General features: G+C 69.0%; 17 protein-coding genes and 1 pseudogene. 7 read left to right on the top strand and 11 right to left on the bottom strand.

The annotated features are described in order from the left end of the window. The first annotated feature begins 148 nt into the window (after window positions 1–148). Window positions 149–1360 (top strand): Ig-like domain-containing protein, encoded by a 1212-nt coding sequence (locus ACWDEX_RS20660; protein ID WP_450465120.1) that lies wholly within the window; start codon window positions 149–151, stop codon window positions 1358–1360. A 330-nt stretch (window positions 1361–1690) separates the two neighbouring features. Here the strand turns inward: ACWDEX_RS20660 and ACWDEX_RS20655 are convergent, their stop codons facing one another. The 6 genes and pseudogenes from ACWDEX_RS20655 to ACWDEX_RS20630 all read right to left on the bottom strand — a co-directional run bounded on the left by ACWDEX_RS20655 (window position 1691) and on the right by ACWDEX_RS20630 (window position 8383). Then, a complete protein-coding gene (locus ACWDEX_RS20655; RefSeq protein WP_450465094.1) occupies window positions 1691–2023 on the bottom strand; it encodes a hypothetical protein in 333 nt (110 codons plus the stop codon). 140 nt (window positions 2024–2163) lie between these two features. After that, entirely contained in the window at window positions 2164–4653 is a 2490-nt protein-coding gene (locus tag ACWDEX_RS20650; protein ID WP_450465119.1) for an ABC transporter permease, read from the bottom strand. Window positions 4654–4655: 2 nt separating this feature from the next. After that, window positions 4656–5471 (bottom strand): ABC transporter ATP-binding protein, encoded by an 816-nt coding sequence (locus ACWDEX_RS20645; protein ID WP_450465092.1) that lies wholly within the window; start codon window positions 5469–5471, stop codon window positions 4656–4658. Between the two features lie 702 nt (window positions 5472–6173). After that, window positions 6174–6638 carry a MarR family transcriptional regulator gene (locus tag ACWDEX_RS20640; protein WP_450465091.1) on the bottom strand — a complete coding sequence of 155 codons (465 nt, stop codon included), beginning with the start codon at window positions 6636–6638 and terminating at the stop codon, window positions 6174–6176. 136 nt (window positions 6639–6774) lie between these two features. Continuing rightward, window positions 6775–7209: pseudogene (locus ACWDEX_RS20635) on the bottom strand (ISL3 family transposase); the annotation flags it as partial. A gap of 157 nt (window positions 7210–7366) precedes the next feature. Then, window positions 7367–8383 (bottom strand): DNA-directed RNA polymerase subunit alpha, encoded by a 1017-nt coding sequence (locus ACWDEX_RS20630; RefSeq protein WP_450465089.1) that lies wholly within the window; start codon window positions 8381–8383, stop codon window positions 7367–7369. A 217-nt stretch (window positions 8384–8600) separates the two neighbouring features. On the opposite strand from ACWDEX_RS20630, the gene ACWDEX_RS20625 reads away from it, so the two are divergent. After that, window positions 8601–8822, top strand: a complete 222-nt coding sequence (locus tag ACWDEX_RS20625; protein ID WP_450465087.1) for a hypothetical protein — start codon at window positions 8601–8603, stop codon at window positions 8820–8822. Between the two features lie 372 nt (window positions 8823–9194). On the opposite strand, the gene ACWDEX_RS20620 is transcribed toward ACWDEX_RS20625, so the two are convergent. Next, window positions 9195–10220, bottom strand: a complete 1026-nt coding sequence (locus ACWDEX_RS20620; RefSeq protein WP_450465085.1) for a helix-turn-helix domain-containing protein — start codon at window positions 10218–10220, stop codon at window positions 9195–9197. A 325-nt stretch (window positions 10221–10545) separates the two neighbouring features. Between ACWDEX_RS20620 and ACWDEX_RS20615 the strand changes: the two genes are divergently transcribed. Next, complete coding sequence (locus ACWDEX_RS20615) at window positions 10546–14844, top strand: S8 family serine peptidase (RefSeq protein ID WP_450465083.1); 4299 nt, start codon at window positions 10546–10548, stop codon at window positions 14842–14844. Window positions 14845–14984: 140 nt separating this feature from the next. Here ACWDEX_RS20615 and ACWDEX_RS20610 read toward each other — a convergent pair whose 3' ends face one another. Then, window positions 14985–15533 (bottom strand): TetR/AcrR family transcriptional regulator, encoded by a 549-nt coding sequence (locus ACWDEX_RS20610; protein ID WP_450465082.1) that lies wholly within the window; start codon window positions 15531–15533, stop codon window positions 14985–14987. 192 nt (window positions 15534–15725) lie between these two features. Continuing rightward, window positions 15726–15899 (bottom strand): hypothetical protein, encoded by a 174-nt coding sequence (locus ACWDEX_RS20605; RefSeq protein ID WP_450465081.1) that lies wholly within the window; start codon window positions 15897–15899, stop codon window positions 15726–15728. Window positions 15900–16183: 284 nt separating this feature from the next. On the opposite strand from ACWDEX_RS20605, the gene ACWDEX_RS20600 reads away from it, so the two are divergent. The 4 genes from ACWDEX_RS20600 to ACWDEX_RS20585 all read left to right on the top strand — a co-directional run bounded on the left by ACWDEX_RS20600 (window position 16184) and on the right by ACWDEX_RS20585 (window position 21312). Beyond that, window positions 16184–18217, top strand: coding sequence for a phosphocholine-specific phospholipase C (locus tag ACWDEX_RS20600; protein ID WP_450465117.1), 2034 nt, complete (start codon window positions 16184–16186; stop codon window positions 18215–18217). 584 nt (window positions 18218–18801) lie between these two features. Then, window positions 18802–18945, top strand: a complete 144-nt coding sequence (locus tag ACWDEX_RS20595) for a hypothetical protein (RefSeq protein WP_450465080.1) — start codon at window positions 18802–18804, stop codon at window positions 18943–18945. After that, a complete protein-coding gene (locus ACWDEX_RS20590; RefSeq protein ID WP_450465079.1) occupies window positions 18942–20771 on the top strand; it encodes a thiamine pyrophosphate-binding protein in 1830 nt (609 codons plus the stop codon). Before ACWDEX_RS20595 ends, ACWDEX_RS20590 begins: the two co-directional genes overlap by 4 nt. A gap of 31 nt (window positions 20772–20802) precedes the next feature. Continuing rightward, window positions 20803–21312 carry an inclusion body family protein gene (locus ACWDEX_RS20585; RefSeq protein WP_450465077.1) on the top strand — a complete coding sequence of 170 codons (510 nt, stop codon included), beginning with the start codon at window positions 20803–20805 and terminating at the stop codon, window positions 21310–21312. A gap of 273 nt (window positions 21313–21585) precedes the next feature. On the opposite strand, the gene ACWDEX_RS20580 is transcribed toward ACWDEX_RS20585, so the two are convergent. Together ACWDEX_RS20580 and ACWDEX_RS20575 are read right to left on the bottom strand one after the other, a co-directional pair. Then, complete coding sequence (locus ACWDEX_RS20580; RefSeq protein WP_450465076.1) at window positions 21586–23757, bottom strand: hypothetical protein; 2172 nt, start codon at window positions 23755–23757, stop codon at window positions 21586–21588. A 148-nt stretch (window positions 23758–23905) separates the two neighbouring features. After that, window positions 23906–24532 carry a GyrI-like domain-containing protein gene (locus tag ACWDEX_RS20575; RefSeq protein ID WP_450465074.1) on the bottom strand — a complete coding sequence of 209 codons (627 nt, stop codon included), beginning with the start codon at window positions 24530–24532 and terminating at the stop codon, window positions 23906–23908. Window positions 24533–24581: the final 49 nt, after the last annotated feature.

The following is a 24581-nucleotide window of genomic DNA, read 5'->3' as shown; positions in this document are numbered from 1 at the left end:
ACGATGACCGTTCCCCTGCAGTTGCTGTCACACGACCGACACGCCGATGTCGTGCGCTTTTCGCGACCTAGAGTCCCCCGCATCCCGACGTCATCCCCGACTTTCACGGAGGTATCCGTTGAGCCAGACACGTGTCGGACCGATACGCGTGGGCCCGGTGCGGGTTCGTGCCATCGCCGCTGCCACGGCGGCCGCCGTCCTGCTGACCGCCGCGCTCTCCGCCTGCTCCACCGACGGCTCGATGTCGGCCAAGGCGGACGCGAAAGCCGGCGGCGGAGACGCGGACAGCGGGGCGGCGACGGTCACCGTGACGCCCCACGGCGCGGGAGCGAAGGCCGGCGAGCCGGTCAAGGTCGCTACGAACCGCGGCACCCTCACCTCGGTCACCGTCACAGAGGCCCAGGGCGGCAGGCTCACCGGCACGCTGGCGCACGACGGCCGGACCTGGACCTCGGACCGCAACGCCGTGCCCGGCGCCACGTACACGGTCAAGGCGGCGACCCGTACAGAAGACGGCACGGTGGGTGAGGCGGACGAGTCCTTCACCACCGCCGCCGCCGACAAGGTCAACAAGGTGGACTGGCGGCCGAGTAGCGGCACCACGGTCGGCGTGGCCCAGCCGATCTCCCTGGTCTTCGACTCCCCGGTGCGGAACAAGGCCGCGGTCGAGAGGCAACTCAAGGTCACCACGTCGAACAACACAGAAGGCTCATGGGGATGGATGAAGGACTGGTCCGGCAAGGATCGGGTGGACTGGCGGCCCAAGGAGTACTGGCAGCCAGGCACCAAGGTGACCCTGGACGCCCGACTGAACGGCACCGACTCGGGTGCGGGCGGCGGCTGGTTCGTGCGTGACTACAAACTCGACCTCGTCATCGGCGCGCGGCAGGTCGTCAGGGTCGACCTCGACAGCAAGCAGCTCACCATGGAACGCGACGGCAAGACCGTGCGGACCTTTCGGATCTCCGGCGGCACTCCCGGCCCCGACACGGGCTCCTGGCGCGGCACAGAGGTGCTGATGGCGAAGGAGGGCACGATCCGGATGAAATCCGAGACCGTGGGCCTCGGCCACGCCTACGACGAGATGGTCGACTACTCGATGCGGCTGACCTGGTCGGGAACGTACGCACACGCCGCACCCTGGAACGCCGCCTACTTCGGCAGGGCCAACAAGAGCCACGGCTGCATCGGCATGAGCGACACCGACGCCAGATGGCTCTATGAACAGGCCCGGATCGGAGACCCGTTCGAGGTCAAGGGCGCGGAGACCAAGGGAGAGGTGGCCCTGAACAACGGCTTCGGCGACTGGAACGTCGACTGGGCCCAGTGGCGCACCAGGAGCGCTCTGCGGCCCAGCTGACGGTCATCCAGATCCACTCAGCACCGGGGGTGCCGCCCGGTCAGCGCCCACTGCCCCCACGACGCGAGCTTGGCTTCGCGCTCCTCGCACGAGGGCTCCGCCATGAGGTCGCGTGCGGCCGATGGTACGACGGCGGCGCAGGCTGGGGAATGGTACGACTTCTCGCTAAAGTGACGCTGGGCTCAGCACTGATAGCGAGGGGCGACCATCCATGGCGGACTCGGCCGGATTACATGTCAGCCCGGAATTTCCCGCGATGCTTGAGCGAATCGACGTGCTCGGCGGACTACTTGAGGCGAAACGCGGACACGGCCGAGGAACTCGGCAGACTCACCGAGGACACCGCACGGGCGTTGCTGGACGCTGGGGTCGTCCGGGCCGGAATGCCGGAGAACCTCGGCGGCTACGAGTTCTCCCCGCGCCAACTGATCGAGACGGCCGGGCCGTCCCGGTGGAGCGTGGGACGAGGGGAGCCGCGCCCCTGGACTCGTCGACCGTCGGATCGGTGAAGCCGTCGAGGACGAGGGTGCGCGGGGCGCCGTAGCTGCCGACGAGCAGGTCGGTCAGGTCCTGCGGGTTCAGGTCGCTGGGCAGGTACATGTAGCCGTCACCCGGGTCGAGTTGAGCCAGCAGGTCGTTGACGGTCGCTTGCGTGAGCTTCATGGCGGACAGTGAAGCTCACCGCACTGACAATGAATGTGAGAACGAATGCCGCCAGACATCAGGGCGGCCTCCACCGCCTCGCCAGGCGGACCCGCCTGCGACCATTCCCGCGGGCGCCGCTTCGAGGCAGCAGGCCCCCGTCAGCCCTCCCGGTCGCGGAGCGCCGCCCGCGCCGGGAGGGTGACGGCGAGCAGGGTGAGGCCCACCGCGGCCGCGGCGAAGGACCCGTACACGAGCGGGGGTACGTAAGGGTCCTCGCCGGTCAGACCGCGCATCATCGGGATCAGGGTGGCCGCGGCGATGGCCGTGCCAAGGACGATGCCGGCCACCGCCACCAGCAGGCCTTCCCAGCGCAGCATGTCCATCACCTGGCGCCTGGTGGCGCCGACGAGGCGGAGCATGCCGAGCTCGCGGCGACGGTCGAGGACGGTCATCACGAGGGTGTTGACGGCGGCGACGGCGGCGAAGCCGCCCAGGACTCCGGCCATCGTGTAGTTGGCCCAGGCGTTGAGCTCGCGGTCGGTGGTCTGCTCGAGGGCGTAGCCGGACGCGTCGGTGACCTTGCCCAGCGGGGCAAGGGCCTTGGCGTCTCCGCCACGCACCAGCAGCGTGCTGTCGAAACCCGAGGTGACATGGGCGGCCAGGGACGCGCGGTCCATGGTCACGGCCGCGAGGCCGAGCCCGCGGCCGTACACGGCGATGACCTCGGGGCTCGTCTTGGTGCCGTCCGGGAGGTACATCGGCAGCTTGTCACCGACCTTGACCTTCGCCGACGTGGCGAGCGTCTTGTCGATGGCGATACGGCCCTTGCCGATACGGTCCAGGCTGCCGCTGCGCACGTCGAGGTTCTGCACCTTCGCGAGTTGGGCGCCGGAGCCGGAGATGCCCTGGGTCGCCGAGCCCTGCAGCCACCTGTCGCCTCCGGAGCCGACGGGCACGAGTACCTGCGTGTCGAGCAGGCCCACGGCCGCGTCGACGCCGGGTGCACGGGCGGCCCGGTCGGCGGCGTCGGCAGGCAGCCCGGCGGGGTGCGTGACGACGTGGTCCGCGGTGACGCCGGCGCGCAGCTGCTTCGCGGCGACATGGCTCTCGCTCGTGTGCATGAAGGCGAGCGTCGAAGCGAAGGCCATGGCCAGCACGATCGGGGTGATCGCGGAGGCCAGTCGGCGAGCGTTCGTACGGGAGTTGGCGGCGGCGAGCGATGCCGCGGCGCCGCCGCCGCTCAGCGGGAGCCCGAACAGCGCCGCGCACGACCACGCCACCAGCGGGCCGAGCAGGCCGACGGCAAGCATGAACAGCATGACGACGCCGAGGGCGGCGTTGGCCGCGTCCTCCCCGGCCGAACGGGCGGCGAGGACGGTGAGGAATCCGCCGCCGACGAGGGCGCCCAGGCCCAGCACGGTACGGATCACGCCCGGCCGCAGCCGCTCCACCGACGCCTCGGTGAGCGCCTGCCCCGGCTTGATCTTCGCGGGCCGGCGCCCGGCCGCCCAACCGGCGGCGAGCGCGGTCAGCAGCCCGATGCCGACGGCGACGACGAGCGGGATCCAGGAGACGTGCAGGTCCACGGGCTCCGGGATGGCCCCGCGGTCCTTCAACTGCCCGAACCACCAGTGCGCGAGCCCGATCCCGGGTAGGCAACCGACCAGCCCGGCGAGCGGCGCGACGAGCAGCGCCTCGGCCGCGACCGCGCGGCGGATCTGCCGCGGAGTGGCGCCGACGGCCCGCAGCAGTGCGAACTCCTGGGCCCGCTGGGCGACGGACAGCGCGACCGTGCCGGACGCCGTGAAGATGGCGACCACGGCGGCGATCCCGCCGAAGGAGCCGCCGAGCCCGGTGAGCGTTTCCTTGGCGTATCCGAGCCCGCGGTCCTCGACGGCGCCGCGGTCGTCGCCGGTGTGCACCTTGGCGCCGGAGCCGGCGAGCGCCTTCTTCACATCGGCGGCGAGGGCGTCGGTGTCCGCACCGGCCCTCGCCAGTACCGCGATGGCGTCGGCCTTACCGGGATGCCCGGCGAGAGCGGGGGACTGCGCGTCGGCGAACCAGCCTGTGGCGCCCTTGGCCACGTCGACGGATCCGGCCTTCGCCAGCCCGGAGACACGGAAGTCGGCGCGTCCGGTGGCGGTTTCGAGCGCGACGGTGTCACCGACGCCGACCTTCGCGGCCCGTGCGACGGCGGCGTCGAGCACGACCTCGCCAGTACGGGGCGCGGCTCCGGAGGTGAGCGCGGCGCCGGTGAAAGCGTGCGATCCCCAGCCGTGGCCCGTCAGCGCGCTGTCGCCCTGGCGTACCGGGAACGTGAAGTCCGGCACTGCTGCCTTCGCGCCGGGCGCGCGGGCCGCCTTGCCGGCCAGCGCAACGTCCACGCGTGCTGTGTCCGGCAGCAGGTCCGCCGACTCGGAGCGGCTGTCGCCGCTGCCCGTGACGAGGCGGGCGTACTGGTCCGCCGCCGCGACGACCGGGGCCTTCGCGTACCGCTCCGCCGGCACCGACGCGCGGGCACCCGTCTCCAGGAGAATGCCACAGGCCGAGACGATCAGCGCCGCCATCATCAGCGCGACGAAGGTGCCGACGAACGACGCCGGTTTGAAGCGCACGGCCGCGCGGGCGAGGCCGTTGGGGGCGAAGATCCTCACGCGGCGGCCCTTGCCATGGCGCCCGTACGGGAGGTGAGGACGGCCATGCGCGCCGCGATCTGCTCCGCCGAGCCGCGGTCGAGGCCGCCGGCGAAGACACCGTCCGTAAGGAACAGTACGCGGTCGGCCCATGCGGCCGCGGTCGGGTCATGGGTGACCATGACGACGGTGGCGCCGAGGCTGTCCACCGCGTGCCGGAGCAGGCCGAGGATCTCGGCGGCGGTACCGGTGTCGAGGGCGCCGGTGGGCTCGTCGGCGAAGACCACGTCCGGGCTGGTGACCAGGGCGCGGGCGATGGCCACACGCTGCCGCTGGCCGCCGGAGAGCTCGCCGGGCCGGCGCTTCGCCTTGTCGGCGAGGCCGACCTGTGCGAGCATCGCGTCCGCCCTTCGGCGGTCCTGACGCTGCCCGGCGAGGCGCATCGGGAGCAGTACGTTCTGCTCCACGGTGAGGGAGGGCAGCAGGTTGAAGGCTTGGAAGACGAAGCCCAGGCGGCTGCGGCGTAACTCGGTGAGCTGGTTCTCACGCATGCCGGTGATCTCCGTACCGCCGAGGCGCACGGAGCCGGCCGATGGCCGGTCGAGACCGGCGGCGCACTGCAGGAACGTGGACTTGCCGGAGCCGGACGGGCCCATGACAGCGGTGAACGTGCCGCGCGGCAGGGCGAGATCGATGCCGGCGAGGGCGTGCACAGCGCTGGTGCCACGGCCGTACTGCCGTCGGACGCCGCGCAGTTCGACGGCGAGACCGGGTGTGCCCTGGGCCTCCGACCGGTCGTCCGTCTTCTGTTGTTTGCCGCCGCGCAGCCTCATGCCCGTCCTCTCCTGATCTTTCCGAGCCGATAACTCGAAGCTACGGATCACGGCCATTGCGGACTATGGCGGCTGCTGGCGGATCCGGGGTAGGGATAACCCCAGGGCGGGCGACGGGACATGAGGGTGCCGGGGCCCGGTGGGTGGGCGGAGCCCGTTCCGGTAGCCGTGTCGGCCCGTGGCTCGTACTCTGGGCGGGGCTGACGGGCTTTCTGGGGCCGAGTTGGCCATCGCACGCCTGCGCGCGGGTGGCCCAGTGCTGCCGGCGTGGGAGCCGCCCCCGCCCCCACTGCCGCCCGAAGGAGGGCGGCAATCCGACGCCAGCCCCTGTCAGCGAACTGGCAACACCGGCGCTGAAGACGGTCACGCATGGTGCTTCACGTGCGGCCGGGTCTGGGTATGCGCTGACGGGAAATCCGCATGCTTTGTTTCAGGTTGGACCACCATCGTTCGTGACATCGCCCGTCACAGCGATCTGCAGGGACTGGCCAAGCGTGAAGGGCTGCCCCTGATCTCGGTGGGCGATGTTGCCGCCTACCGGCATGCGTACGCCTCCACGCCGCAGCCTTCCTGAACCCTCCGGTGCCCCTGCGTCAGCCCGCCGCGGGGCTGACACAGGGCAAATGCGGTGCCAGTCAGAACAGGCCCTTGTTCACCAGATAAGTGACAATCTCCCTCCAAAGATCTTACTGAGGCACGCTCCTACAGGGTGCCGCCGGTGTTCCGAATCATCTGCTGAAGCACTTTCACTGTGGTGCCGTAGTCGGCGTCATCGATGCCTTGGTGAATGCGGGCTCGGATTGCCGGGGCGTGCTGCTTGAGACCGGCACGAGCCTCCTCGCCCGCTGCGGTGATCCACAGCCGTCCCTCGGCATCGAGGGTGAGCCATCCGCGCGCCAGCAGGACTTCGACCTCTGCCTTCAGGTCGTCTTCGGGCCTGATGTAAGAGCCCATGGCCGCCTGGAGTTCGGGGATAGTCATGCCGTGGCCGTCGGGTGAAATGTCGTCCTTCGACAGGTTGCGCAACAGCCAGTACTGGGGCTGGGTGAAACCAAGTTCGGCCTGCTGGGCTCGGGTGAACGAGATGAGGGCCTCGTAGGCGACACCGGTCCAGTACGCAGCCGGCTGAGCGGCAAGTTCGGCGTCGGAGGTGTGCTGGGTCGTCATGTGCGTGCCCCCTGGGAATGATCGCTGATACAAGAACCGTAGAATCTCAAGCAAGGTTGAGGTCAAGGTGGATATCAGCGTTGCCCTGTTGGCGGTTTCGGATACCCATGGAACGTCCGATCTCCCTTTCCCTCATCTCGGCTGGTGCTGGCCCGGGTTCGGGGCCCGCAGGAATGAGGGCTCGGAGGCATTGGCGGTGCTGGACGACGGCGCGTTCGGCGGCTTCGCCCAGGTTGTGCCACAGGTGTCACCGGTCCGCGACCTGGACCGCCTGCGGGGCGCCAGCTGCGGCGCCCTCTGCGAGGAAAGGCGCGCGGTCCCGGCAGACGACCTCGACACCCGGCCGCTGGGTGAGCCAGGCGGCCAGGCTCGATGCTTCCCGATCAGACAAGAGATCGATGGGACGGCGGGTTTCGACGTCCACCAGGACGGTGCCGTAGTGGCGGCCCTTGCGGGTGGCGTATTCATCGACACCGACCACCCGCGGCGCTGGCACCTCCGGCTCGGGCAACGAGTCGACCAGGCGCAAGACCGTACTCCGGACTGATGGACATGCCCGGTAGTCGTCGAGCACCCGTCGAACTGATGGACTGGGATTCAGGCCAGGCTGGTGATCGCGTCCCGGAAGGCATCCCTTTGGGACTCTCCAGCCGAGAGTGCCCGCGAAGACCTCAATGGTTGGAGATTCTGCCTTCCTGGACTCAGCCCCCCATGACCCGGCGCAGCGTTCAGTACTGCTCGGTCTCCATGAAACCGGTGCCCCCGTTGTCGTCCGCGTCGAAGGCAGCAGCGGTCGGGTCGAATCCGGGCGGGCTGTCCTTGAGTGCCAGGCCCAGGCCGGCCAGCTTCACCTTGACCTCGTCGATCGACTTCGCACCGAAGTTGCGGATGTCGAGCAGGTCGGCCTCGGAGCGCGCCAGGAGTTCACCCACCGAGTGGACGCCCTCACGCTTGAGGCAGTTGTAGGAGCGGACCGTGAGCTCCAGCTCCTCGATCGGCAGCGCGAGATCGGCGGCAAGGGCGGCGTCCGTCGGGGACGGGCCCATGTCGATGCCCTCGGCGTCGATGTTGAGCTCGCGAGCCAGACCGAACAGCTCCACCAGGGTCTTACCGGCGGACGCCATGGCGTCACGGGGACGCATGGCCTGCTTGGTCTCGACGTCGATGATCAGCTTGTCGAAGTCGGTGCGCTGCTCGACACGGGTCGCCTCGACCTTGTAGGTGACCTTGAGTACCGGGCTGTAGATGGAGTCGACCGGGATCCGGCCGATCTCCTGGCCCACCTGCTTGTTCTGCACGGCGGAGACGTAGCCGCGACCGCGCTCGACGGTCAGCTCCATCTCCAGCTTGCCCTTGCCGTTGAGCGTGGCGAGGACCAGGTCCGGGTTGTACACCTCGACACCGGCCGGGGGCGCGATGTCGGCGGCGGTGACCAGACCCGGACCCTGCTTGCGCAGGTACATCACGACCGGCTCGTCGTGCTCGGAGGAGACGACCAACTGCTTGATGTTGAGAATCAGGTCGGTGACGTCCTCCTTGACGCCCGGCACGGTGGTGAACTCGTGCAGAACACCGTCGACGCGGATGCTGGTGACAGCAGTGCCGGGGATCGACGACAGGAGGGTGCGACGGAGAGAGTTACCGAGGGTGTAGCCGAAGCCCGGCTCCAGCGGCTCGATCACGAAACGGGAGCGGAACTCGTCGACGACCTCTTCGGTCAGGGACGGACGCTGAGCAATCAGCACGGGGTATTGCCTCCAGTTTTTGGCGCCTGCTACGTGACGCCGTAGACACCACGAAGGGTACGGGCGGTTTGGTCTCACAGAAGGCCGAACCGCCCGACCCCGCCCGTCTACTGGCCGGTCAGCAGGTTTACTCTTGCCGAAGCGGAGGCCAACGATCAGCTACTCCTGCCCCTGGAAGTCGGCCACCAGCTCAGTTCGTAGGTGCATACTGGGGGCAATGACAAAGCCTGCTGCACCGAAGCGTCATCTGCCTACCAGCCCTTTCCAGGCCCCGGCCACGCCCGTTCCCAAGCACTTCGCCGTGGGCGACCAGGTCACACACGACGTGTACGGCCTCGGCAGGGTGATCGGCATCGAGGATGGAATCGCGGCGCTCGTGGATTTCGGCTCGACGCAAATGCGGATCTTGAGCCCGTACGCCAAGATGACCAAGCTGTAGGACCGCCGTGCCCGGTCAGGGCACGCCAGGCCCCTTCAGGGACCTGCGACGAAAGGGAGACTCTCATCGATCCGACATCACTGTTCTCCGCCCTGGAAGAGCAACCCCGCTGTGCCACTGCGGCATCGCCGCCTGCGACGACAAACCCCTTCCAGGCCCCGGACTTCGGGGAGGACGACACTCTCCTGCTCGAGGATGTACGGGGACCCGCCTCGGGCACGCGTGCCACGCCACCCAAGGCAGCTTAGTACTCCAGCCGCAGCTCGCGAGCTTGGTCGCCCGGTTGGCGCGCCTGGACGAACACCAGTTCCGCCGCTTCACCTCGTGGTCCCGTTGGGCGTCCCTCCCCCGCGCCGGGCAGCCGGCCTTGGGCTACAGCCAGCCTCGGCGGGCCGCCTGGATTCCCGCCTGGAAACGGTTGCTCGCGGACAGTTCGTCGAACAACCGACGGGTGCGGCGGCGCATGGTGCGGGTGGACAGACCCAGGCGGCGGGCGATCGCCGCGTCGGTCATTCCGCTGGCCAGTAGCGCGACCAGGGCGCGGTCCGCCTCGTCCGGGCCGTCAGGGTCCGGGGCGTCGGGGTCCGGGCCGCCTGCCGGGTGCGGCCCACCGGCCGTAGGCCGCCCACTGTGCACGAGGGGCAGCGCCCGATCCCAGTAGCACTCGAAGAGGTCGATCAGCGCGTCCAGCAGGGTCGACTCCCGAACGAGCAGGGCATGGGAGGTGTCCAGGTCCAGGCTGAGCGGCAGCAGCGCCACCTGGCGGTCGGCGATCGCCAGCTTCATCGGGAGGTCCGGCAGGACCCGGCTCTCCTCGCCGAACGCCGCCAGCCTCTCGATTTCCTCCAACGCGCCCGGAACCTCCAGTGCTTCCGGGGTGTAGATCCCCCGCCACCGCACCCCGCCGGCCAGGCTGGCCGGCTCGATCGGGTTGCTCTGCGCCAGCGCGTACGGCGGCCGGTCCAGTACGAGCATCTCCTCGTGGACCTGGTGCTGGAGCCGGACGAACCAGCGGCCCAGCGACTGGGGTCCCTCCAGCAGTTCCACAGCGCCGCCCCGGCCGTCCCCGCGTTGTACCGAGTGGAACAGCGACGACAGTTCCATCGCCGTGGTGCGCACCGCCTCCAACTGCGTGGTGCGGTGGCGTACCAGGGTCTCCACCGCCGCGTCCGGCTCGATGGCTGTGTAGCGCCGTCGCCGTCCGGACAGCCGGCTCACCAGTCCCTGGTGCCGCAACCGGGTGAGCGCGCGGTCCACCCGGTCGGTGGGGAAGCCCAACTCCCTGCCCAACTCAGCGGGAGTCGCGTCGCGATACCCGAGAAGCGTCCGGTAGACACCTTCGTCGAACCAGGGCACTCCGACAGCCCTCAGGCTGCCCCCATCGTCGGGTTCTTCCACGCCACCCTCCCGGACACCGGCGCGACCAAGTTTCAACGCCCGCCCCGACGCGGCTGGTTACGGCACCGGCCCGCGCGGCGGCCCGTCGACGGTCACGCACCTTCACTGGTCCCGGCGACAGGTGTGACCCCGGCAGAGCCGGGCTATCGGCGCTGCGTCGGGGTCACAAGCCCCCTTCTCCGCAGCTTCCTTGACTTGCCGAACGTGATCGTGGCCTATGAGTGCCAATGGCCGCAAGGGGACTTCCCCAGCGTTGCCGATCACACCGGTGGCTCGCTACGACTGGACCATGCGCCTCTCACGAAGACGAACTGCCGTTCTGACCATGGCCTTTGCCGTGGTCCTGAGCGGGCTTGCCACCGAAGGCATCCCACGAGCATCCGCCACCACCGAAAGCGCCACCGAGCGGGTCCTGGTACGACTCGACGGCGGCCCCGCCCTCCAGTCGGTGGACCGGGCACGGATCGACACCCGCGGTGAGGTCTCCGCCTCCGCGGTGCGAGAGGTACGGGAACGGCGTGCCGAACTGCGCACCGCTCAGAGCCGGTTCCTCACTGCCGTGCAGGATGCCGGGATCAAGGCCACCCCCCGGACCCGGCTCACGGGGCTGGTCAACGGCGTGGCTCTCACCGTGTCACCGGCCGACCGGAGCCGGCTGGCCGACCTGCCCAGGGTCTCCGCGGTACTCGACGACACCCGGATGCGGGCCAGCACCGACACCAGCGTCGACCTGATCGGCGCCTCGAAGGTCTGGCAGCGCAAGGACCCCAGCGGCACCGGAGCCCGTGGCACGGGCACCACCATCGCTGTGATCGACACCGGCGTCGACTACAGCCACCCCGACCTGGGCGGCGGCTTCGGCCCGGGCCACAAGGTGGTCGGCGGGCACGACTTCGTCAACGGGGATGACGATCCGACGGACGACAACGGCCACGGCACGCACGTCGCCGGCATCATCGCGGCCGACGGACAGCGACCGGACGGAGTGCTCGGTGTCGCCCCCGAGGCACAGCTCACCGCGTACAAAGTTCTGGACGCCGACGGCTCCGGCTACACCTCGGACATCATCGCCGGCCTGGAGGCGGCGGTGGACCCCGCCAATCCGCACCGTGCCGACGTGGTCAACATGAGCCTGGGCGGTCCGGGCGACGGCACCGACCCGCTGGGCCTGGCCGCAACTGCTGCCAGCAAGCTGGGTGTTGTGGTCGTCGCCGCAGCCGGGAACGAAGGCCCCGGTGCCGGCACCGTGGGCACCCCGGCCCTCGCCGACGGCGTGCTCTCGGTCGGTGCCTCCACCAGCGGGCTCACTCTGCCCACCGCCCACATGGTCACCCCGCGCCGGGAACTGCTCCAGACCTACCGCGCGCCGTACTCGGCCAACCCGCCCCAGAAGCCGGTGACCGGCGAGTTGGTCGACGTCGGTGACGGCACCGAGGAGGATTACGACCGGGTCGGCGATGTGACCGGCAAGGTTGTCGCCTACCGCGCGTATCTGCCGCCGATCCTCCAGTACGTCTCGTCACACATGCTGGAGCAGGCGCGGCTGGCCGAGGAGCGCGGCGCGATCGCCCTGCTCGGGTACACCGAGTCCAGCGGCGGCCCGGTGCTGGCTCCTCAGGGCGGCCAGGCGGGCAGCGGGGATCTGGACACCCGCGGCACCGTACGGGTCGACCTGGGTGCCCGGCAGTCCGGGGACAGCTTCCGGATGGACAAGATCGTGGTCCTGGGCGTGGCCGAGATGCAGTGGCCCGAGCTGAGCGCCGCCCTGGCCAAGGGAACGGTGAAGATATCCGTTTCCGGCCAGGATGTCACCGACCGAATAGCCTCGTTCAGTTCGCGCGGCCCGGGCCCCGACTTCCAGCTGGAGCCCGACCTGGTGGCGCCCGGGGTGGAGATCCGCTCCACTTGGCCGAAGGAGCAGTGGGAGCCCGGAAGTTACCGGCTCTCCGGCACCAGCATGGCGGCCCCGCACGCCGCTGCCTCCGCCGCCCTGCTGCGCCAACTGGACCCCGAGGCCTCCGCGGAGGAGATCCGTGCCCGGCTGATCGGCTCGGCCACCCCGGTCGAGGACACCCCGACGACCGCGCAGGGTGCCGGCCGGCTGGACGTCGCGAACGCCGCCGACGCCACCGTCACCGCCTCCCCGACCTCACTCTCGCTGGGTCTGGCGGACCTCTCCCATGACCGGGTCAGCCGCAGTGGCGAGGTCACCCTGCACAACACCTCCGACCGGTCGACGACGCTGCGGCTGAGCACCCGAGTGGCCGGGAAGGACGCGGGCGACGCCGGCGTCAGCCCGGCCCGGGTGACCATCCCGGCCGGCGGCACCCGATCCGTCACCGTGCGGGTCGCCGGCAACGTCGACACCAGCACCAACCGCGACCTCGCCGGCTGGCTGGTCGCCAACCCGGAGCGGACCGGCGAGCCAAGCGTGCGGGTGCCCTACCTGCTGGCGGTCCGGCCGCTGGTGGTGCAGACCACGCCTGATCCCAGTGATGGTGACTCCACCGCGTTCATCTTCAGCCCCACCCCCCTCGCCGGGCCCCCGACCGTGACCGTCACACCCCCGCAGGGCCGCCCTGTTGAGAGCGTGGCCAAGCACGACCACGGCAACTGGTACCGGGCACGGCTCGATGGCGACCGCGCGGGCACGTACACCGTCTCCGTTCGCGCCGAGGCCAAGAGCGGCGAGCGGCTGCGCGGCGGTTCCGCCTTCGAGGCGGTGCCGGAGGACAACCGGCCCGGCGGCCGGCGGTGGGAGCCCATCGGGCCCAACGGCGCCGCCGGCACCATCGCCACCACGGAGGCCGACCCGTCCACTGCGGTCCTGACGCAGTACGTCAACCGGGGCCCCTGGAAGACCGACGACGCCGGAGCGACCTGGCAGCAGCTCTCCCGGCTGCCGGTGGCGAACGGCACCGGCTCCGCACTCGTCGACACCCGGGATCCGAAAACCCTCTGGTACGCCGTCAACGCGCGCACCGGAAGCGGGGGCGTACTGAGCAGCGTGCTCGACTACACCTACCAGGGGCAGCTCCTCCGCAGCCGCGACGGCGGACGGAACTGGCAGCGCCTTGACGTTCCCGACACCCACCTCTACGCCCTGGTCAACGACCCCAGGTCCCGCGTACTCGCGCTGGTCACAGCGGACGCGGTGTTGCTCAGCCATGACGGCGGCGACACCTGGACCGAGCGGCCCAACCCGCTCGGCACGGAGGTCCTGGGCGCCGCGATCAGCGGTGACTCGCTCTACCTGGGCGGCTCCACCTCGGTGTGGAAGTTGCGCGGCGTGCTCGACAACCGCGAGGCACCGGCGGCGGAACGGGTGTACGACGCACCCGCCGGGGAACGCCTGCGTGCGCTGACCGCCGACGCGGACCTGGTCGCGGTGATCACCGAAGACCGGGTCGTGGGCTCCCGGGACGGCGGCGGTCGCTGGCAGGAGCTGCACCGGGTGGAGGACGGGAGATTCCAGTCGATCACCCTGAGCAGGGGCACCCTCGCCGTCTTCACCATCGGGGCCCAGCAGCACCTCAGCCGGGACCACGGCGCGTCCTGGACGGTGGTGAACAAGCCCATCAGCGGCTCGGTGATGTCCGGCCTCTCGCCCTGGACCGACGGCTCCCTGCTGTGGTCCGCTCCGGGAGCCGGGATGTTCACCACCGGCAAGGACGGCAGCGCCCCGCGGCGCGTGGGGGTCCAGGGGGTCAACGTCTACGACCTGGCCGTACTCGACACCGACCAGCCCCAACTGCTGGCCGGTACCGACTCCGACATCTACCGCACCGCCCTGCCGACCGGGCCGGTCACCCCACAGACCGCCGAGTGGGGACTGAGCGGGTCGGAGTCCTACTTCGGACGGAAGATCGGCCAGATCGCCGCCTCGCTGAAGAACCCGGACACGGTCTGGAAGATCCGCAAGGACGCCCTCTCCAGTTTCTACGTCTACCGCAGTGGCGACGCAGGAAAAACCTGGAAGGAGCGCGGCCGGACCAACGAGATACCGCTGAACATGGCGGTGGGCCCGGTCGACGACGACCGGGTGGCCGTCACCTTCTCGAGCCTCGCCGGCCCCGGGGTCTACCGGACCCTGGACGGCGGTGAGACCTGGAAGAAGCTCTACCACGACCGGACGTTCCGGGCGGTCGCCACCGACCCCCGCGACCCCGACCGGTTGTGGCTGGGCGCGGCGGACGGGCTGTACCGTTCAGACGATTTCGGTACCACCGTCACCAAGGTCGCCGACGGTGCGGTCAACGCCATCACCCTCTCGAAGGACGGGAAACGCCTCGTGATCGGCGGCTCCACGCTCCGGCTCAGCGACGACGGCGGCGCGCACTTCCGCACCGCGGACACCGGGCCGCTGCCACTCCAGGTCTCGGAGATCGCCCTCTCCCCGAAGGATCCGGACACGATCTACGCCGGCACCTCGTCGTTCAGCGCGAACGACCTGGTCAAGGGCGGTCGTGGAGTGCTGCGCAGCACCAACGGCGGGCGCAGTTGGACCAACGTCTCCGGTGGGCTCCAGAACCTGGACGTGATCTCGATGGCCATCAGCCCGGACGGTGACTGGCTCTACGCCGGCACCAGGATGGGAGGGGTGCACCGACTGCGGACCGGATGAGCAACCCAGGTTCCGTGATGCGGGCGCGCCGGTCACTGAGACCGTCGCGCCCGCACCACTGTGCGTCGGGAACGAGATCCGACGCAGCAGGGTCATCCCGCACCGCAGGCTGGGCCGCAGGCGCAGGGCGGGTGGTCGGTCTATGGCTGGCCGTGGGTGCGCCGCAGGCGCGTTGTGCTCTTACCGAGGCCCCGATGAGCTGTCTTCTCCTGTGGCCGCACCGAGCATCCGGGCACGCTGGTGCGAAGCACCTGGTCCGCCTCCCCGCTCGACATCCGGCCGGCCTCCTGTTCCTCACTTGCGCTGTGGGCGAGCTTGACGATGACGTCGACCAGCCAGTCAGGTGGGAGTTGATCATCAAACTCCCCGGTTTGCCGGCCACGCTGAATCACCAGTCCGATCCGGTCGGCAACAGCTGTGTGCCGGTCTTGGTCGACCTGCCGACTGACCGGCAGTGTGCTGATCTTCTGCAGCAGTACGGGGTAGCGGCGGGCCGCCTGTGTGCCTGCATCGAGCAGCCGTAGCAGAGCGTCAGCGGCCGGTCCGGCATGGAGGTCGGCGGCATCCATCGCGGCAACGACCTCCTCGGTGATCCGGTCGACGACCGCCGACAGCAACTGCTCCCGCGAGCGGAAGTGGGCGTAGACGGTCTGGCGGGTCACACCCGCGGCGGCGGCAATTGCTTCCATGCCGACGTCGGGCTAGGAACTCGACACCGCGGACGTACGTGCCGCGGTCGAAGAGGCAGGCTATGAGCTGCCCGTCGCGGCCGGGTAGCGCGAGGTCACCGTCCACACGCTGCATCCGATCAGCCGTGTCGAGTCAGCGGCCCCTGACCGAGTAAGCGCCACGTGACCAAATGACTCACTGCCACGACGTGGTCAGCCCTTGAAGGTGCCCTTGGTGCTCTCCTTCGCGCCCCGCACATTGCCCCGCGCTTCGAGTGCGGCACCCTTTGCTGCGAGGGTTTCTTGGTGCACCGCGTGGGCCACCTTTCGCAGGGTCTTCCCTGCAATCTGCTCTGCCTTTGCTTTGGCTTTTTCTCCGGTACTCATTTCAGTGCCTCCGTGCTCACTGGCCGAGTGCCCTTGAGTCAGGAGAGAAAACCCTGAGTAGGGGCACTCTCGTGCTCGCGGTTGCTGGGGTTGCCGCGACGAGCGACTGGGCGATGTCTGTCCGGGACGCCTGAGCGTTTACCTTTCGGCTGGTTCTCGTACTGCCGCGCGACACCCGCTGTCACTACCGTCCCCGCCGAACCAGTCAATGGGTCGAGAAGACCCTTACGTTCGGAGGTCCCGTGTCACCGTCCTCGTCTCCGGAACTGTCGCGCAGGCGCCTCATGGCCATCGGCGGGGGCGCACTCGGCACCGCCGCCGTCGCGTCCTTCCTGCCGCCGTCGCTACAGCAGGCACTCGCCGCGCAGGCCGAGAAAGGGGCGCCGCCGAGTGGCGGGCTCGCCGCCATCGAACACGTCGTGATCCTGATGCAGGAGAACCGGTCCTTCGACCACTACTTCGGCACCCTGCGGGGCGTGCGCGGCTTCGGCGACCGCAATGCGATCCGGCTGCCCAGCGGTAACAGCGTCTTCGAACAGCCGGGAGTGCTGCGCACCGTCATGCCGTTCCCGGTACGCGAGGCCGCCGAGACGCAGAAGAAGGACCTCCAGTACATCGGTGCCCTCGACCACTCCTGGTCCGGCGGCGCCAAGGCCTGGCACAACGGCTGGCACGACGGGTGGATCACCGCCAAGACCGCGGCCACCATGGCGTACTACACGCGGGAGGACATCCCGCTGCACTACGAGCTCGCCGACACGTTCACCGTGTGCGACGCCTATCACTCCTCCATCCACTCCTCGACCAGCCCTAACCGCAACCACCTCTGGAGCGGTAAGACCGGCTACGAGGCGAACGGCAACCGGGCCGTCGGCAACGACGCGTACGACGAGGGCATACACCCCGGCTACGACTGGGGCACGTACCCCGAGCGCCTGGAGAAGGCGGGCGTGAGCTGGCGGACCTACACCGAATGGGAGAACTTCACCGACAACCAGATCGAGTTCTTCACCACGTTCAAGGTCATCGCCAAGAAGGTACTCGCCGAAGCCGGAACCGGCCTGACCTACATGGAGGCCTTCTACGCCAAGGTGCGTGACGCCGGCAGCGAGGGCGAACGGGCCGAACTGCTCGCCGCTTTGGAGAAGGGCGTCGCGACGCTGAGCAAGAGCGAGCGGTCGCTGTTCGAGCGGGCGCTGCGGCGCGTGCCCACCGGCACGCTCGCCGAGACGTTCGCGAAGGACGTCGCCGCCGGGAAGCTGCCGCGGGTGTCCTACCTCGTGCCGTCCGCCGTCGACTCCGAGCATCCGTCGGTCTCCTCGCCGATCCACAGCGCGACCATCGTGTACAAGGTGCTCGACGCACTTGCCTCGCACCCCGAGGTGTGGAAGAAGACCGCCGTCTTTATCAACTACGACGAGAACGACGGGTTTTTCGACCACGTGCCTCCGCCGGTGCCGGGCACGAACAACACCGACGAGCGGTGGAAGGGCCAGCCCACCGGGCTCGGCGTGCGGGTGCCGATGCTCGTCGTCTCGCCGTGGACCGTCGGCGGGTACGTCTGCTCGGAGGTCTTCGATCACACCTCCGTGATCCAGTTCCTGGAGCAGTGGACCGGTGTACGCGAGCCCAACATCAGCGCCTGGCGCCGCCAGGTCACCGGCGATCTGACCGGCGCCTTCGACTTCCAGCACTCCGCACGGCAGCCCGAGGTGGAACAGCCCGGCGTCATACCGCAGTTCAGTGGCCGTTGGGCACCTCAGCCGCCCCTGAACCAGTCGATGCCCGAGCAGGAGAGCGGCACCCGGCCCGCGCGCCCGCTGCCCTACCAGCCCGACGCCCACGCGTTCGTGCGCGACGGAAAGCTGACGCTCAGCCTCGCCAACACCGGTCGCTCCAGTGTGCATTTCGCTCTCTACCCGTACGCGGGGGAATACGCGATACCCCAGCACTACGATGTCGTCAGCGACGCCGCCGTGACCGTGCCGGTACGCGACGGGGCGTACGACTTCGTGGTCACCGGGCCCAACGGGTTCCGGCGCGAGTTCCAGGGACGTACCGACTTCGGCTTCGACGTCACCACGACGGTGGACGCCCGTACGCGGCTGCTGCGGATCGGGCTGCACAACACCGGGAACACGACACGGACGCTCACCGTGGGCAGGCGCACGGTCGTCGTACGGCCCGGCAGGACCGTGACCGTGGTGCACGACACGAACGAGGCGCACGGCTGGTACGACATCGAGGTCACCTGCGACGGCTTCCGCAGGCGCCTCCTGGGGCACGTGGAGAACGGGCGGCCCAGCGTATCCGGGTGACCGGTACCGGCTGACGCGTCGGTGTCCCGCCCGCACCCGTCGGTGGACGCGGGCGGGCCGCCACGTCGGTCGACCATCGAACGGGTCGGGGCGAGCTCACGTACACCACCCAATGCCCGACCTCCGGACGGTCACGCGGCGCCGATCAGGCGCACATTGGCCGGATGCGTATGCCAAACGCCATGGATCAGCACGTCAGTTGTGGGAGTTGGCTGACGGCTTTCTGCCTGACTCGGTCGGTAAGGTCGACACATCCTCGCCTCAGGAATTCCGCATTCCACGGGCGAATCGTTTTTTCTACTACCTCCGCCTTCCCTGCCGACCCTCAAGGATCTTCCGTCTTCTTGCCGAAAGCCGAGCAAGTCGAAAACGCGTCACCCAGCCTCTCGGAAGTTTTCGGTCATTAATCCCAGGACGGACAGAGGAACCGTTTCGGCATATCTACGATCGTAGGCTATGACCGACGCTCCATGGGGCAACTCCGCCATTCGTACCCGCTGGCAGACCTGTCTCAGACTCGCCCGTGAACTCCCCCTCGTCGGCCCGACGGCAAGAACCTCAAGCTCGAATATCCGCACACCGTGATGGACACGGACTGCCTCGGGCCCACCCGTCACCCGCGCAAGAAGATCCTCGTCAAAGGCGCCGGCGTCACCGGCCCCGTCGACGGCCTGCCGCTCAAGGACGCCGGGCACGACGTCACCATCCTCGAAGGGGGTTACTCATGAGCGCGATCAACCCCACTGGCACGGTCGCCCGCTACCTCGCGCTCCGACTGGCCGAGTTGGGCATCACCCATCTGTTCGGCGTCCCCGGTAATCACCTCGGCCCGTTCCTCACCACCCTGCGGGCCGAAGGTGACATCGAGTGGGTCGGCACTCCCACCGAGGGCGGCGCGGGCCAGGCCGCCGACGCGTACGCCCGCATCCACGGCGTGGGCGCGGCGGCGGTGACGTACAGCGTGGGCGCGTTCAATCTGCTCAACGCCTGCGGCGGCGCATACGTCGAGCATGTCCCACTTGTCGCCGTGAACGCGTGCCCGCCGTACGAGCAGTGGCAGAACTTCCGCGCCGTCGGCCTGCTCACCTCACACCTGAGCCCCCGCGCGGAGAGCAACCTGGACGTCTACCGGCAGGTCACCGTGGACGCGCAGGTCATCTCCCACCCGGGCCTGGCGCCCGCCCAGATCGACGCCGCGCTCACCGCGTGCATTTCCGAGCGCAGGCCGGTCTACCTGGAGGTCATGGAAGACCTGTGGGACGAGCCCTGCCCCGACCCGGCGGAGCCGATCGTCCGCCGCGTACGGCCGTTCAGTGAGCGCAACCAGGCCATGCTGGAGGACGCCGTGCACGCGATCCTCACCCTGCTCGAGGAGCACCCCGGCCCGGACGGCAGGCCCCGCCCGATCGTGTGGGCCGGCGAGGAGATCGACCGGTACCGGCTCGGCGGGAAGCTCATCGACCTGGTGGAGGCCACCGGCGTACCGTTCTGCACGACCGTCGGCGCCAAGGCCGTCGTTGACGAGGACCTGCCGCAGTTCCACGGCGTCTACAACGGCAAGGCCAGCCACCCGGACGTGCACGCGATCTTCAAGGACTGGGCCACCTGCCGGATCGGGCTCGGGGCCTGGTCCACCTCAAAGAACCTCGACGGCGAGCAGAGCGTCGGCACCGACTGGGTGATGGCCGCGCACGGCGGTGTCAGCGTCGGCACCTCCTACTTTCCCGACGTCCAGCTCGCCCATCTGCTGCCCGCCCTCCAGGACGCGCTTGTGAAGGACTACGGCTGTGGGGGCCTGTCCGCCGACTACTACGCCGAGTCCTACAGCTACCAGGGAGCGCGGGACGACCGCCCAGCCGGCCTGGCGCAGTACCGCGCCTCACTGAGCGTCAACGGCGCGTGCTCCCGGCATGCCGAACGGCTCACGTACGACGGCATGTTCGACCGGATCAACCACTTCCTGGGCCAGGAGACCACGGAGAACTGGACGGTCCTCTCCGACGCCGCGTTCTCCCTCGTCAGCTCGATGAACCTGTCCCTGTCCGCGGGCGGCTTCCTGTCCCAGATCAGCTGGCTGTCCATCGGCTGGTCGGTCGGCGCGGCCACCGGCGCCGCGCTCGCCCCCGAACGCGAAGGCGCCCGCCCGATGGTGTTCGTCGGCGACGGCGCCTTCCAGGAGACCTGCCAGGAGATCTCCACCCACACTCGGCTCGGGCTGCGCTCGGTGGTGTTCGTCCTGGACAACGAGCACTTCTACGGCATCGAGCAGATGCTGGTGCGCCCGGCATACTACGCCGGACAGGATCCCGCCGAGCCGGACCCCTACAACGTCCTGCACCCATGGCACTACGACCGTCTCGCAGCCGTCTTCACCAGCAGGGACACCCCCGCGAGCGGCCTCAGCATCGCCCACCCCACGGAGCTGGACGACCTGCTGGCCCGCCTCACCGACCCGCACGACCCGGTCAACACCGGACCCCTCCTGGTCCGCGTCCGCCTGCAACGGCACGACTATCCGCGGGCAATGGCCCACAAGGTACCGAAATCCTCGTAGCCGAAATTCTCGAACTCCAAGGGGGCAAGAAATGGCTGATCTGAACGTACTGATCGCGTTCGACGCGGCCACGATCGTCGAGCAGAATCCCAACGCGTCGCGGAATCCCGACGCACCTACCTACGTCGATCAGAACCTGATCTACATGACGACGCGGCACGACCACATCGTCGGCACATCGGGCGCCGAACTGAACCTGCGGGCCGAGCCCGGGGACAGCATCCGGTGGCGGGAGACGACACTGTCGCTGGGCAGCGACTACAAGGCACTGCTGTACCGGTACGTGAGCAGCGACCGCGACCACACGCTCATCAGGACGCCGGAGATCGAGGTGGTCGACGGCGTCTATCCGCTGCCGAAGGAGGGGAGCGAGGGAAGTCCGGATTTCGTGACGCAGAAGTACGAGGACCACTACTGGCGCACAACGGTGAAAAGCACCGGCAAGGTCGTGTACCACTTCTACTTCCAGATCCTGGACCGGCACAGGCAGTTGAAGGGGTACTTCCAGTGGGACCCCTTCATCACCATCGAGGACTCCTGACGGCCCGGCCGTGACGGGCGGCGGCGGTCACCACGGCCGCCGCCCCTCGTGGTGCCCGCAGACCGCTCCTCTGTCGGACCTCACCGGCACCGTGGGGGTATCGCTCACCAGGCGGGGAAGCACACTGCAAAGAACACGAAGGCCTCCGGCCGCCCCTCGTACTGCGGGGCGGCCGGAGGCCTCAAGCTGGTGGCGAGGAAAGCGAAAAGGCTAGATTCAAGGAGTAGTTGAGAAGGAAGCCCCTTCATGGCCTCGCCACGGTCACGTTACCAGTCAGGCGGGGATCAGGTCGCGCAGATTTTCGGGGGTGACGATACGCGACTGCGGGTGCAGCCCGTCGGGCCTGTCCAGGCCGATGTAGGTGACGGGACCCGCCGGGACCGTCCTCCCGTCCCAAACGGTGACGGTCGACGCGCTGTCGGTCATCAGGTCGGTGAGATAGCGGACCGTGAGATGGTCGCGCTCGACGATGCCACGCAGCAGCGTCGCGACCGTCACCCGGTTGCCCTCGACCCGGTTGGACGCCGGAGCCCCCTTCAGGTAGAGATGCAGCCACTTGGCACGCCACCGGCCGTCGGACCCGCGCAGGAACGCCAGCGGCAGCGCGACTCGGCCAGGACCGCGCAGCTCCGACTTCATGCGCACCGTGCGCGGCTCGAACGGGCGTCCCTTCTGCTCGGTCTCGCGCAGCATGAACCCGAAGAACGACTCCTCGACCTCCTCGAAGCCCTCCCCGGAGAAGATGTTGACCTGCGGGACGATGCAGGTGCCCCGCACAGCGCCCAGTCGTAGGTTGATGAACTCCGAGGCCCCGTCGGGCGCGTCCGTGATGTCACCGGAGTGCTCGCCCTCCGCGATACGGAGGTTGGTGTACGACAGCCAGGAGACGGTCGCGTAGTCAGCGTTCAGCTGCAGCGCCGACAGGTCGTAGTCGGTGGTGCGCTCGCTCTGCTTCCAGTAGACGAAGAAGCGCAGCAGCTCCCCGTCGACCGGGGACATCGAGCCGCGCGGCAGCACACCGAGCCCGGACGCGGTCGCCTTGCCGCTGAGCGGCAGCGCCACGTCCAGGACGTCCGGGTCGATCAGCAGGTGGCCCGCGGCAGGCAGCCTGCGGCGCAACTCTGCGTCCAGGGCGGCGATCAGGCGCTTGCGCTCGGGCGCGGGCACCGGCGGGCGGGCGTCGTCGGTGACCCAGGCCCGGCCGAGGCGGTTGACGAACACGCGGCGCTCGCCGGTCTCCCGCGCACGGTTGTGCAGATGCTCACGCACCGAGAGCACGACCCGCCCGGAGACGTTGGGGACGACCTGCTCGGCGGCAGCCGCGACGGCCTCGCGCTCTTCCTGGGTGAGGGCGGCACGCAGCAGCCGGTCAAGGGAGCGGAACAGCTTGCCGGGCGCGGCCTTCAGCAGTTCGACCGCGCCAGTGATGTCGCCCATGGCGAGCAGCTCCTCCACCCGGGCGTCCAAGGAGCGCGCCGCCTTCTCACCGCGGGCGACGGCGAACACGTCAGCCGCATGCGGCCACTGCGGGTACTCATGCGGGTGCAGCCGCTCGCCGAGCCGTTTCCACATCTCGCGGTGCGCGTGCACGTCGGCGAGCTTGGCCGGCGCCGCGGCAACGACCGTGTCAAGGCCGGCCAGCAGCGCCCGGCGCACCGCACGGGGCAGCGTCCGCAGCCGTGTCGGCTCTTGCAGGGTCACGTCACCGCCCGCAAGCGCGCAGGCCAGCCGAAGCACATCGGTGACCGTGTCCAGCAGCAGGCCCACACCGGCCATCAGCCGGGCCTGGTTGACCACGGCCCGGTGCTCCCGCACCGGAATCTCCTCAGGCTGTGGTCCCTGCGCGCAGTGACCAGCAAGTTCCCGTAGATGCCGTAGGCCGTCCTCGCTCAGAGGCGTGCTGCTGCCTGCCAACGCCAGGTACACGGCGGTGAGTTCGTGGTCCAGGGCGCCGCCCAGGTGCAGGACCGTCACACGGTCGCCCGCCGCAGCGATCAGCTCGTCGTGGTGGGCGAGCATCTCGGCGTACGTGTGCCGGTAGTTGCCGTACGACGGGAGGGTAAGCAGGTTCACCACACCGGCGCTCAGCTGCTCGAGCGTACTCGCGCGCGTCCTGTCGTCTGCGAGCGCCTCGGCAATGCACCGCATCCAGAAGTCGAAGGTGTCCGGCACGTTGGCCGGAAAGTCGATGAAGTACACGTTGTGCCGGACGTGGTCGCCGACCATCTCACGGACGGTGCCCAGCGTCCGTACGGCGGTGTCGACGACCGTGTCTTCGGACAGCCCCGACAGATGCTCGAGCAGCTCCGCCGAGAGCTTGAAGCCCACGGACATCAACGCAGCATCGAACTGCAGCGCCGCGATATTCCCATCCCCGACGGGGCCCGTGGGGAAGGGGATACGGTGGGTGTGTCGGATGACCAGAGGGTCGAGTCGGTGGACCATTCCGGAATGGTCCCAAGACTGAGCGAGCGGCCGCACCCGGTTTTCACGAGGCACGGCGGGCTCAAGACGCCTTGACCTGGCTGCGGCATCGACCAGGTGGTCAAGGCCGGTGTTTCGGCGTGATCAGGCCTGCTGATCACCTTCTCCCTCAACCGGCCTGCGCTTCTACGGGTTGCCGCAGAATAGTCCTGAGCTTGGCGGGGTCAGTCCTGCGTGGGTCGCTGAGGTAGATCTCGTGGTGCAACCCCGTCTCCCGCAAGTTGTTGGCGGGGAGGTAGTCGTGGTGCAGCCTGGTCAGGATCGGTGTCTCGTCGTCGTAAGGGCCGATGTGGAGGACCTGGGCGCTGGTGCCCTCGCGCAGTGTCTCTGACCGGACGTCCGGGACGGCCGGAAGGCTCTTCTTGGTCATGGCGGTGTGCTTGGCGTCTTCGATCATGCCGTCAGTGATCCAGTCGGGGACGTTGATGAGCAGTCTCCATCGCCAGTTGTCCTTGAGCCTGGCCAGGAAGTCGTCCATGTCGTCCGCCCACCACAGTCCCTCGAGTGGGCCCACGACGAAGTCCTTCCCGAGGTCGCCTTTGCTCGCGAACTTGGCGGTATAGGCAACCGCGTAGAGCGCCTCGACCGCGTGGCGGTACGCGGCGGTGGTGTTCGGGTCACCGTGCCCGTCGATGGCGAGGAAACGGAGCTCGGGGATGTCGACGAGCTCCCAGTCAGTGTTCTTGGGCGAGTAGCACTTCTTGAGCTCGCGCTTGACGTCGTACTTGGTAGTCATGCCGAGGAACCTTCCGGTGAGTGATTGTCGTTTCGCGGCTGCTTGCCCC

The sequence above is a fragment of the Streptomyces sp. NPDC001020 genome, from assembly GCF_053599115.1.
This window is presented reverse-complemented; position numbering and strand designations above follow the sequence as displayed.